The organism is Anaeromyxobacter sp. SG66 (assembly GCF_022690805.1).
Taxonomy (GTDB): Bacteria; Myxococcota; Myxococcia; order Myxococcales; family Anaeromyxobacteraceae; genus Anaeromyxobacter; species Anaeromyxobacter soli.
Genome location: NZ_JALCZC010000052.1, coordinates 16660 through 27301, shown reverse-complemented (window position 1 = coordinate 27301; position 10642 = coordinate 16660). Strand labels below are relative to the sequence as shown.

Genomic DNA, 10642 nt, shown 5'->3' with positions numbered 1-10642 from the left:
TCGCCGTCCTCGGGCTGCGGCAGCCCGAGCTCCAGGTCGAGCCCTTCGTCCTCGCCCGCGGTCCGCGGGGCGGCGAGCTCCTCGAACGCGTCGTCGAGCAGGCGCAGCTCGTCGTCCGCGCCCGCGCTGCGCGGGCTCTCGACCGGCTCGTCCGGGAGCGCCGACAGGTCGAGCGCGGGGAGATCCTCCACCGGCTCGTTGGGGAGCGCCTCGAGGCCCATCGCGTCCTCGAGGCTCACGAGCTCCTCCTCCTCGAGATCGTCGGCCGGGCGCGGGATGTCGTACTCGTCTGCCGGCTCCGGCGCGCCGGCGACCCGAAGCACGGCGTCCACGAGCGCCTCGGTGGCGTACGGCTTGAAGAGGTACTCGTCGGCGCGGACCTTCAACGCGCGGTGCTTCTCGAACGTCTCCTCGGTGGCCTCCGCGCTCGTGAGCACGAGCGGGATCGACTTGAGGGCGTCGTCCTTCTTGAGCCGCTGGCAGACGAGGTAGCCGCTCATGCCCGGGAGCTCGACGCAGAGCACCACGGCCTGCGGGCCCCACTCGCGCGCGAGGTCGAGCCCCTCCTTGCCGTCCCCGGTGGCGCGGACCTCGAAGCCTTCGGACTCGAGGGCGTCGGTGAGCGCCGACGCGAGGGCGGCGTCGTTCTCGATGAGGAGGATCTTCGTGGGCATCGCGCGTTCCGGGAGGGGCGGGACGGGGCGCGGCGATGAGGCAACCGCGCGGAAAAGGCTGGGAAACTCTACCCCAGCCCGGGCGCGGATCAAAATGCGCGGCTAATGAGAGGCGTCGGCCTGCGCAGTCTGGACGAGATCGAAGAGCTGAGCTTCGTCGAGGTCGGAGACGAGGGAGTAGACGATCTCGTCCTGGCGCCAGACCGCCACGTTGTAGCCGCGGGCGGTCGCGATCTTGACCTTGTGCGGCCCGATCTTCACCTCGCGCCCGGACGCGTCGAACCGGCCGTCGGGATCGTCGACGATGAACAGGCCGGCCTGGCCGCGGGGGAGCTGGTAGCGGATGTAGGCGGCCGGCCACGCGCCGATGTGCGACAGGCGCGCGCCCAGCACCTGCACGCCGGCGGCGCGGAAGCGTGGCGGAGCCGGGTTGAAGTCGAGCTTCCCGGCGAACCAGCCGGGGATGCCGCTCTCGGGATCGGTGAAGGTCACCTCGAGCGGGAGCTCGCGGTGGTGCTTGCGGATCGCGTCCTCCAGGAGCGGGCTGCCGCCGTGGCCGAGGGGATCGAGCCAGAGCACGAGCAGGACGCCCGCGACGCAGGCGGCGAGGGTGGCGATCGGGATGGGCGCGAGGGCGCGGCGCCAGAGCGGCTTGCGGCGGCGCGCGAGGGCCCCCTCGATGCGGGTGCGGAGCGCGGGCGGGGCGCGGCCGGAGGGTGCGTCCTCACCGAGCGCCTCGCGGAGCTTCGCGCGCAGCGCGGCGCGCATCCGGGCCTGCCGCTCGACGAGCGCGCGGCAGCGCGGGCACGCGGCGAGGTGGACGTCCATCTCGGACCGCTCGCGCTCGTCGAACTCGCGGTCGAGGTACGGATCGACCGAGCGCTCGACGTCGCTGCATTCGAGGGCCGCGATGAGCGTGGGTTCGATCGCCATGGGCGCGTTCCGCCGGGGCCTTACGCCGACTTGCCGCGGCGCTTCCGATACGTCTCGAGGTCGATGCTGCCGTCTTCCCCGACCTCCTGCAGCACGCCCGAGACCACCGCGTAGCTCGCGAGCGCCTTCTGGAGGAGGCGCCGCCCGCGGTACAGGCGGCTCATGACGGTGCCCACCGGGACGTCCAGGATCTCGGCGATCTCCTTGTACGAGAACTCCTGGAGGTCCGCGAGGATCACGACGAGCCGGAAGTCGATGGGGAGCGAGTCGACGGCCTTGAGCACGTCGTCGGACAGCAGCCGGTCGAAGAAGTACTGCTCCGGGTTCGCGGCGAACTCCGCCGCCTCCCTCGACACGAACCGCTCGTGCACGGCGTCGCGCTCGGATCCCTCGACGATGTTCCGCTCCTTCACCGACCGCCGGTAGCGGTTGATGAAGGTGTTCGTCAGGATCTTGAACAGCCAGGCCTTCATGTTGGTTCCTCGCTCGAACTTCTCGAAGAACCGGTAGGCCCGCAGGAACGTGTCCTGGACGAGATCCTCCGCGTCGCGGTCGTTCTTGGTGAGCCGGAGGGCCGCGGAGTACAGCGGGTCGAGGTGCTTGAGCGCGAGCTCCTCGAACTCGCCACGCGTGAGATCGGTCTGTCTCAGATCGAACATCAGGGGTTCGTGTCTCCCACCCGGGTTCTATTCCGCTCGTCCGTGCTCCGCTTCCCTCGTACCACGACCCAGGGAACGAGCAGCCGGCCGAAACGATTCCCGCGCCTCACCCCCGCGCCCGGTCGCCAGGGGTGCATGCAGTCGAGATGACGGAAAGGACCCGCGAATTCTAATCGGCCCTGAGGGGGTACGCATGCCTCCGAGGCGCGAGCCGGAGCGGAGGCACGGGCGCGGAGGCGGGCGCCTGGCCGGCCGCCTGCGTGGTATGACCGCGGGCCGCGAGATCGTACCCTCCGCCCGGGCGACGCCGCGCGCCACGCTTAGATAGAACGCCGAATGCCGAAGCTCCTCTTCGCGGACGACCGCGGAAACGTCTACGACCACCCCGAGCTCGACGCCGCCGTGCGGAGCGGCGACGAGATCCTCGCGACGCGCGAGCGCCCGCTCGACCTCCCCGAGGGGGCGTCCCTCTGCATGCTCCCGGGCCGGCGGCCCGTGGGCCTCGATCCGGCGACGGGCGAACCGATCGTCCTCCACGAGGTCAAGATCGGGCGCAGGAGGGTGAAGCCGCACGCCGTGGGCGCCACCTTGCCGCCGGGGTACACGCGGACGTTCCTGCCAGCCGCGGCCAGGGCGGCCCTCCCCACGACCGGCGAGGCGCCGATCCTCCCGCAGTGGGCGTACACGGCCGCGGCCCTCGGCGCGCGCGGTCCCGTCGCGTGGGCCCTGCACACGGATCGCCGGAGCCACTGGAGCCCGGCCGCGCACTCGACCGAGGAGCTCCCCGACCTCGTCGCGCGCACGCTCGAGGAGTCCGACAACCCCATCTACCGGCAGCTCGCGCGCTGCGCGCTCGAGTGGCGCTGCTTCACCGCGCAGAACACGTTCTACGGCCGGGACGAGGGGGCGATCCCGGCGTCGGCGTCGTGCAACGCCTCGTGCGTCGGCTGCCTCTCCGAGCAGCAGGAGGGGATGCCGCCCTCGAGCCACGAGCGGATCGCGCAGGCGCCGACCGCGGACGAGATGGCGGAGGTGGCCCTGCGCCACCTCGCGCGCGCGACGGGGCACGTGATGGTGAGCTTCGGCCAGGGCTGCGAGGGGGAGCCGCTCACGCGCTGGAAGGAGATCGAGCGGGCGCTCCGGCGCGTGCGGGCGGAGACTCCGCGCGGCTCGCTGCACGCGAACACGAACGGCTCGCTCCCGGCCGCGCTCGGGAAGCTCTGCGACGCGGGGCTCGACTCGGTGCGGATCTCGACGAACTCGGCCTCGCCCGACCTGTACGCGGCGTACTACCGCCCGAGCGGCTACGGCCTCGAGGACGTCGTGCGCTCGCTCCACGTCGCGAAGGCGAAGGGCGCGTACGTCGCGCTGAACCTGCTCACCTTCCCGGGCGTCACCGACCGCGAGGGCGAGGCGGAGCGGCTGTGCCGGCTCGTCGCCGAGACGGGTGTGGACCAGGTCCAGACGCGGCCGCTCGCGCTCGATCCGGACGTCTACGCGGAGCTCGCGCGAGGCCGCGGCGGGGCGGGACGCGCCCTCGGGATCCGGCGACTCGTGGCCGAGCTGAAGGCGGCGCGGCCGGGGCTCGTCGTGGGGAACTTCTCACGCGCGCGCGAGGAGCGCGCGCGCACGGGCCGGCGCGCGAGGCGCGCCAGGGCGGAGGCGCGATGAGGGCAGTCGGCAGCGCGGTGCGCGGCGAGGCGGAGCTGGAGCTGCGCAAGGACCTCGCGCGCCACCTGCGCGCGGGCCATCCGTGGGTGTTCCGCAAGGCTGTGGAGCGGGCGCCGAAGGGGCTCCCCGCGGGCGCCATCGTGGACGTGACCGAGGAGGGGCGGTTCGTCGCGCGCGGCTACTACGATCCGCACTCCGCCATCTCCGTGCGGATCCTGACGCGGGAGCCCGCCGAGGCCATCGACGCGGCGTACTGGCGCCGCCGGATCGCGCGCGCGATCGCGCTCCGGCGCGAGCTCGTCCACGGCACGACCGGCTTCAGGCTCGTGCACGGCGAGTCGGACGGGCTGCCCGGCGTCGTGGCGGATCGCTACGACACCTTCGCGGTGCTGAAGCTCTACTCCGCCGGCCTCACCCCCCACCGCGCGGCGATCGTGGAGGCGCTGCGGGCGGAGGCCGAGGGGCTCGCCGGCGTGTTCGGACGGGACGAGATCCCGCGCGACGACCTCGACGACGCCGACGCCGGGGCGCCGCAGGGCCGCGTCCTGTGGGGCGCGGAGCCGCCGGAGCGGATCGCCTACGACGAGCACGGGATGCAGGTGCTCGTGGACGTGCGGCGCGGGCAGAAGACCGGCCACTTCCTCGACCAGCGCGAGAACCGCCGCCGCGTGCGCGCGCTCGCAGCGGGGCGGCCGGAGGCGCTGAACCTGTTCAGCTACACGGGAGGCTTCTCGGTCGCGGCCGCGCTCGGCGGCGCGCGTCACGTCGTGTCGGTGGACGTGGACAGGGACGCCATCGCGCTCGCGCGCGAGAACTTCCGCGCGAACGGCCTCGACCCGGCCGATCACGCGTTCGCGACCGAGGACGCGTTCGAGCTGCTCGCCCGGTACAAGCGGGAGGGCCGCCGGTTCGATCTCGTCGTCTGCGATCCCCCGGCGTTCGCGAAGTCGCAGAAGGCGGTCGACGCCGCGCTCGCGGGCTACGCGTCCCTGAACCGCGCCGCGCTCGCCGTGCTCGCCCCGGGCGGCCTGCTCGTCACCGCGAGCTGCTCCGCGCGCGTCTCGGCCGAGCAGTTCACCGAGGCGGTGAAGGAGGCCGCGTACAAGGCGAAGCTGGAGCTGCAGCTCGTCGAGGAGACGCGGCAGACCCCGGACCACCCGGTGTCCCTCCAGTTCCGGGAGGGGCGATACTTGAAGTGCCTCGTGCTGCGGCGGGTGGGGTAGGGGGCGGTCGAGGTCGGGGTCGCGGTCGCGGTCGCGGGTTCTGCTACCGGCGGACCCCCTCAACCCCTCCCGATCCACTCCACCGCCCTCCGCCCCATCTCCGGCAGCCCCGCCCGGAAGAGCGCGTCCGCGTCCGGCACCGTGTCCACCTGCGCTCCCTCGCACTCCCCGGTCTGCACCCGCGCGCCGTGCTCCGGGACGAGCACGAGCACGCGCGCGCCGGCCGCCGGGCGCGGCGCGCGCTCCGGGGCGACGAGCACGAGCCGCGCGAGCTCGGGACGCGCCGCCGCGAGGGCGAGCGCGGTCTCGCAGCCGGACCCCACCCCCGCGAGCGCGATGGATCCACCGGCGGTCTCGGCGAGGTGTCGCAGCGCGGCGAGGGCGTCGTCGAGCGCGCGCGCGGGATCCGGCGCGCCCTGCGAGGCGCCGACGCCCCGGTGCTGGAACCTGAGCGAGGGGTGCCCCGCGCGCGCCGCGCTCCAGGCGAGCTCGGCCACGGGCGGCGCGTCCATGCCGCCGCCGCCGAGGGGCGGGCAGACGAGCAGCGCCGGGCGGCGTGACCCGCGGTGATAGAGCGCCTCGAGCACGAGCCCCTGCACGTCCACGAGCGCGGGCCGCTCCAGGAACTGGCCGGTCATGACCATGCGGAGGCGATTGTAGCCGCGGCGCCGGGGCGACGCGCAGCGCGCGCGCCCGGGCGGCCCGGAGCGGCGCGTCAGCCCGCGGCCGCTCCGACCGGCGACGACCACGAGCCCGGCTTGAACAGCCGGAAGAGCGTGTCGTAGTCCACCGGCTTCGTGAGGTGCTGGTCGAAGCCGGCGGCGATGGCGCGGCGCCGGTCCTCCGGCTGCCCGTAGCCCGTCACGGCGACGAGCTTCACGCCCTGGCCGAGCGCGCCGCGGACCCGCCGCGCGACCTCGTAGCCGTCGAGCCCGGGCAAGCCGATGTCCACGAGCATCACGTCGGGGTGATCCGAGAGGGCGCGCGCGACGCCGCGGAGCCCGTCCTCGACCGCGTCGACCTCGTGGCCGAGGTGCTCGACGAGCAGGCGGAGCGCGTCGCGGTTGTCCTCGTTGTCCTCCACGACGAGGACGCGGAGCTTGCCCGCGCGCGGCTCCTGGCGGGGCAGGGGCCGCTCCCCCGCCTCGGTGACCGCGGCGATCGGGAGCGACACCTCGAACTCGCTCCCCAGGCCCGGCCCCGGGCTCCGCGCCTCGACGGTGCCGCCGTGCTGGTCGACGAGCCGCTTCACGAGCGCGAGGCCGAGCCCCAGCCCACCCTGGGCGCGGTCGATGGTCGTCGCGGCCTGGGTGAACGGCTCGAAGATGCGGGAGATCATCTCGGGCGGGATGCCGATCCCGTCGTCGCAGACGCGGATCGAGGCCTTCTCGTTGCGCCGGGCGACGAGCACGGTGACGCGCCCGCCGGAGGGCGTGTACTTGAGCGCGTTCGCGAGGAGGTTCGCGACGATCTGCTCCACGCGGACCGAGTCGGCGTGGACGGGGACGCGCTCGCGCCAGAGGGACACCGCGAGGTCGAGCCCCTGGAGCCTCGCGGCCTCGGCGAGCCCCGCCACCGCCTCGCCGACGATCTCGTTGAGGTCGACGACCTCGCGCCGCAGCGTGATCTGCCCGCGGGTGACGCGCGAGACCTCGAGCAGGTCGTCGACGAGCCGCGCGAGCCGCCGCGCCTGGCGGTCGATGATCCCGCGGGGGCGCTCGTCGTCGGAGGCGCGGACGAGCGGCAGCGCGAGGAGGATCGCGCCGAGCGGGTTGCGCAGCTCGTGGCCGAGCATCGCGAGGAACTCGTCGCGGGCGTCCACCGCGCGTCCGAGCTGGCGCATGAGGTCGCGCGCGGCGTACTGGCGGCGGCGGTTGCGTACCGCGAGCTTCACCGCGCCGAGGAGGGTGAGGACCTGCGCGGGCCGCTCGACGAGCGTCACGTTGCCGAGCGCCTCGAGGGTCTCCGGCGCAGGCGACGCGGCGGGCAGGCGCAGGCCGGCGGGGCACAGGACGATGACCGGCAGGTCCGACCACGCCTCCTGCAGCCCGAGCGCGCCGGAGAGCTCGGTGAGGGCGTCCGGGCCGAGGGCCTCCGCCTCGAGCACCAGCGCCGCCGCGCCGCGGCCGAGCTCGCTGGCGAGCGTGGTCGTGTCGGAGAGGGAGACGACGTTCAGCCCCGCGCGGCGCAGCGCCGGCCCCGCCAGGTCGGCGCCGTGGGCGGTGGGCATGAGCAGGAGGACCCGGTCTTCGAGCTGCGAACCATCGTTGCCCATCGAATGCCTCCGGTCCCCGCCTCCGCCGCCCCGCAGGGCGCCCGCACCCCGCCGCCGTGGGTCGATAGCTCGCTTACCCGCACCGCGTTGTCGAGGGGCCTACCGAGGTTCCGCCCCAAGGAGGAGACGGTGCGGTCGCGCTCGACGTGTGGCGCGACCCATGCTCGGATCCGGCCCACCTGCTCCGGAGGTCCACGTGATCCGCCCGCTGCTCGTCGCCACCGCGCTCGCGCTCCTCGTCCCCGCCCTCGCGGGCGCGCGCGGACCCTCGACGGCCGAGGAGCGCCGGCGCGCGGTGCAGACCACGCGCAAGCTCGAGAAGGACCCGCTCGCGCGCGACGCGAACGACTCCCGCCGCTGGCTCCTCGACTGGATCGTCGCGATCCCCGACGTCCAGGTGCGGAGCTGCTCGGGTCCGCTGGACGTCCTCGTGGAGGACTCCGGCCCTCACGGGCGGGCTCTGTACCTCCAGTCCATCTTCGGGATGGCGACCTACCTCATCGAGCACCCGCGCGCCAAGGACGACTGGGTGGCGGTCCAGACCGCGGGCATCGAGAGCGTGCTCAGGGCGTACCGCTCCCTCCTGCGGGCCGACCCCGAGGCGCGGCGCGACGAGCTCGACGCGCTCCTCGACACGCAGAAGCGAGGGCGGCTCGCGCAGCTCGTCGAGGACACGATGGCCGAGTGCGGCAAGCCGCCCAAGGACGAGGGGATGGGGCCGGCGCCGCGCGGGTCGATCTGACGGACGCGGCCGCTCGCCTCGATCTCCCCCGCTCGTGCTTCGCGCCCCGAGGGCGGCTCAGCGCCGCGCGCCGGGCAAGAGGCCCATCCGGACGGCGAGGACGAGCGCGAGCAGGATCTGAAGGCCGAGGAGCAGCGTGAGCCGGAGCCACGCGGGCACCCGCCCCGGCCGGAAGCGGGTCGAGGGATCGGCCGGATCGCGCAGGACGAGCGCGGTCTCCGGGGAGAGCGGCCCCGCCGCGACGGAGCGGAACGCCGCGAGGAGCGGCGCGAGCGCCGCCGCGCCGAGGACGAGCGCGCCGAGCAGCGCCAGGAGGGGCGGGTTCTCCACCTCGGGCGCCGCGCGCGGCGCGGCGATGGCGAACAGCGAGACGAGGCCGTTGTTCGCGGCGTGGGCGGCGACGGCGGGCCACAGCGAGCCCGAGCGCCACGCGAGCCACCCGAACACGGCGCCGAGCACGAGCAGGGCCGGGAAGCGGACCGGGTCGAGGTGGATGACCGCGAAGAGCAGGCTCGAGCCGGCGATCGCGACGGCCGGCGCACGCCGCGCGAGCAGCGTCGTCTGCAGGTACCCGCGAAAGGCGATCTCCTCGCACGGCGGGGCGACGAACGTCGCGACGACCGCGAGGAAGACGCGCTCGGCGAGCGGGCGATCGAAGAGCTTCGCGACGTCGAAGGTCTCGATCCAGGAGCGCGGCATGACCTGCTGCGCGGCCGCCATGACGGCCATGGCGAGGAGGGTCCCGGCGACGCCGCAGAGCGCGCCCAGCACCACCGCGGCGGGGCGCACGCGCCCGAGCCGGAGGTACGGGACGGCGCGCAGGTTGGAGCCCAGCGTGAGCACGAGCGCGGGCAGGAGGAAGACGAACAGCTCCGACCAGACGAGGCCGGCGAAGACGTGGAGCGCCTGCGCGAGGAGCCCCGGCAGGAACAGCACGAGCAGCACCCCGAAGAACGCGAGCGCGCTCTTCCTCGCCGGCCGGGGCGCGGCCGTCGGTTCGGATGGGGCGGGGCTGGGATCCACGCCCGCGCAGGATGGCATCGGGTGGGCCCGCCGCAAAGCGCTTCGAGCGCCGCCCGTCCGGGCCTTTCGCTTGCCCGGAGCGCGACGCCACCCTCGCGCCTCACGACGGGCGCGGTCCGAACGGGCAACGCTGTAAGATGGCCCGCATGAACTTCCGCAACCGCACGGTCGTCCTGTGCGTCGGCGGCGGCATCGCCGCGTACAAGGCCTGCGAGGTCGGGCGCCTCGTCGTGAAGGGCGGCGGCACGCTGCGCGTCGCCATGACGCCGGCCGCGACGCGCTTCGTCGGGCCGCTCACCTTCCAGGCGATCTCCGGCGCGCCCGTCCTCGTCGACCTGCTCGATCCCGCGGCCGACCTCGCCTACGGGCACCTCGGCCTCGCCCGCTCGGCGGACCTCGCCATCGTCGCGCCGGCCACGGCCGATCTCATCGCGCGGATCCGTGCGGGCATGGGCGACGACGGCGTGACGACCACGCTCCTCGCGATGCGGTGCCCCGTGCTCGTGGCGCCGGCGATGAACACGCGGATGTGGGCGAACGCGGCGGTCCAGGAGAACCTCGCGGCGCTCCGCGCGCGCGGGATGCACGTCGTCGGCCCGGAGGCGGGGGAGCTCGCGGACGGGGACGTGGGGGAGGGGCGCCTCGCCGACCCGGCGCAGATCGCGCTCGCGGCGGCGCGGCTCCTCGGCCGGCAGGACCTCGCCGGGCGCCGCGTGGTCGTCACCGCGGGGCCGACGCGGGAGCCCATCGACCCGGTGCGCTTCATCTCGAACCCCTCGACCGGGAAGATGGGCTACGCGGTGGCGGCGACGGCGGCGCGCCGCGGCGCGGAGGTGACGCTCGTCTCCGGGCCCACCGCGCTCGCCGACCCCGCCGGCGTCCGGGTCGTGCGCGTCGAGACCGCGGAGGAGATGGCGCGCGCGGTGGACGCGGCGGCCGGGGGCATGGATCTCTTCGTGGGCGCGGCAGCGGTGTCCGACTACCGGCCGCGCGAGGTCGCGCCGCAGAAGCGGAAGAAGTCCCCGGGGGAGGAGACGCTCGTCCTCGCGCGCACGCCGGACATCCTCGCCGGGCTCGGCGCGCGGCTCGCGGACCGTCCGGACGCGCCGGTGCTGGTCGGGTTCGCCGCCGAGACGGAGGACGTCATCGTCCACGCGCGCGAGAAGCTGAAGGCCAAGCGCTGCGATCTCGTGGTCGCGAACAAGGTGGGCGCGCCCGGCGCCGGCTTCGGCTCGGACACGAACCGGGTCGCCCTCGTCTCGTCGGGCGAGCTCGCCGAGATCGAGGGGACGAAGGAGCAGGTCGCCGAGGCGATCCTCGACTGGATCCTCCCGGTGCTCGACGGGCGGCGGCCGAAGGCGAGCTAGCAGGCCGTCGAGGAACGGCGCTTCACGGCGCCGTTCCGGAAGGCGCTCGCCAGCCACGGGGATGAGCGGGGCCGG

10 protein-coding genes are annotated in these 10642 nt (G+C 74.5%); 4 read left to right on the top strand and 6 right to left on the bottom strand.

What is annotated here, in order from left to right; translation table 11 throughout:
- From MNZ39_RS14705 to MNZ39_RS14695, 3 genes are all read right to left on the bottom strand, one after another.
- Nucleotides 1-674, bottom strand: a 674-nt coding sequence (locus tag MNZ39_RS14705; RefSeq protein ID WP_242339802.1) for a response regulator transcription factor, incomplete at its 3' end; no start/stop codon positions are given.
- Between the two features lie 102 nt (nucleotides 675-776).
- The gene (locus MNZ39_RS14700; protein WP_242339800.1) at nucleotides 777-1607 is read right to left on the bottom strand and encodes an anti-sigma factor; all 831 of its coding nucleotides are present in this window, start codon (nucleotides 1605-1607) and stop codon (nucleotides 777-779) included.
- A gap of 20 nt (nucleotides 1608-1627) precedes the next feature.
- The gene (locus tag MNZ39_RS14695; protein ID WP_242339798.1) at nucleotides 1628-2266 is read right to left on the bottom strand and encodes a sigma-70 family RNA polymerase sigma factor; all 639 of its coding nucleotides are present in this window, start codon (nucleotides 2264-2266) and stop codon (nucleotides 1628-1630) included.
- Nucleotides 2267-2602: 336 nt separating this feature from the next.
- Between MNZ39_RS14695 and MNZ39_RS14690 the strand changes: the two genes are divergently transcribed.
- Both MNZ39_RS14690 and MNZ39_RS14685 read left to right on the top strand, forming a co-directional pair.
- Entirely contained in the window at nucleotides 2603-3937 is a 1335-nt protein-coding gene (locus tag MNZ39_RS14690; RefSeq protein ID WP_242339796.1) for a radical SAM protein, read from the top strand.
- Nucleotides 3934-5160: a class I SAM-dependent rRNA methyltransferase gene (locus MNZ39_RS14685; protein ID WP_242339794.1), complete on the top strand. Its 1227-nt coding sequence runs from the start codon at nucleotides 3934-3936 to the stop codon at nucleotides 5158-5160. The genes MNZ39_RS14690 and MNZ39_RS14685 overlap by 4 nt, the downstream gene beginning before the upstream one ends.
- 59 nt (nucleotides 5161-5219) lie before the next feature.
- Here the strand turns inward: MNZ39_RS14685 and MNZ39_RS14680 are convergent, their stop codons facing one another.
- Together MNZ39_RS14680 and MNZ39_RS14675 are read right to left on the bottom strand one after the other, a co-directional pair.
- On the bottom strand, nucleotides 5220-5804 hold the full coding sequence (locus tag MNZ39_RS14680) for an alpha/beta hydrolase (RefSeq protein ID WP_242339792.1): 585 nt from the start codon (nucleotides 5802-5804) through the stop codon (nucleotides 5220-5222).
- A 71-nt stretch (nucleotides 5805-5875) separates the two neighbouring features.
- Nucleotides 5876-7435, bottom strand: coding sequence for an ATP-binding protein (locus MNZ39_RS14675; RefSeq protein WP_242339790.1), 1560 nt, complete (start codon nucleotides 7433-7435; stop codon nucleotides 5876-5878).
- A gap of 196 nt (nucleotides 7436-7631) precedes the next feature.
- Between MNZ39_RS14675 and MNZ39_RS14670 the strand changes: the two genes are divergently transcribed.
- Nucleotides 7632-8177, top strand: coding sequence for a hypothetical protein (locus tag MNZ39_RS14670; protein WP_242339787.1), 546 nt, complete (start codon nucleotides 7632-7634; stop codon nucleotides 8175-8177).
- 57 nt (nucleotides 8178-8234) lie between these two features.
- Here the strand turns inward: MNZ39_RS14670 and MNZ39_RS14665 are convergent, their stop codons facing one another.
- A complete protein-coding gene (locus tag MNZ39_RS14665; protein ID WP_242339785.1) occupies nucleotides 8235-9200 on the bottom strand; it encodes a type II CAAX endopeptidase family protein in 966 nt (321 codons plus the stop codon).
- A 146-nt stretch (nucleotides 9201-9346) separates the two neighbouring features.
- Between MNZ39_RS14665 and coaBC the strand changes: the two genes are divergently transcribed.
- Nucleotides 9347-10567 (top strand): bifunctional phosphopantothenoylcysteine decarboxylase/phosphopantothenate--cysteine ligase CoaBC, encoded by a 1221-nt coding sequence (gene coaBC / locus MNZ39_RS14660; RefSeq protein ID WP_242339783.1) that lies wholly within the window; start codon nucleotides 9347-9349, stop codon nucleotides 10565-10567.
- Nucleotides 10568-10642: the final 75 nt, after the last annotated feature.

Bases quoted from the DNA above. Each gene is read 5' to 3' on its own strand.
- MNZ39_RS14700 (WP_242339800.1), bottom strand. From the start codon at position 1,607: ATGGCGATCGAACCCACGCTCATCGCGGCCCTCGAATGCAGCGACGTC.
- MNZ39_RS14695 (WP_242339798.1), bottom strand. From the start codon at position 2,266: ATGTTCGATCTGAGACAGACCGATCTCACGCGTGGCGAGTTCGAGGAG.
- MNZ39_RS14690 (WP_242339796.1), top strand. From the start codon at position 2,603: ATGCCGAAGCTCCTCTTCGCGGACGACCGCGGAAACGTCTACGACCAC.
- MNZ39_RS14685 (WP_242339794.1), top strand. From the start codon at position 3,934: ATGAGGGCAGTCGGCAGCGCGGTGCGCGGCGAGGCGGAGCTGGAGCTG.
- MNZ39_RS14680 (WP_242339792.1), bottom strand. From the start codon at position 5,804: ATGGTCATGACCGGCCAGTTCCTGGAGCGGCCCGCGCTCGTGGACGTG.
- MNZ39_RS14675 (WP_242339790.1), bottom strand. From the start codon at position 7,435: ATGGGCAACGATGGTTCGCAGCTCGAAGACCGGGTCCTCCTGCTCATG.
- coaBC (WP_242339783.1), top strand. From the start codon at position 9,347: ATGAACTTCCGCAACCGCACGGTCGTCCTGTGCGTCGGCGGCGGCATC.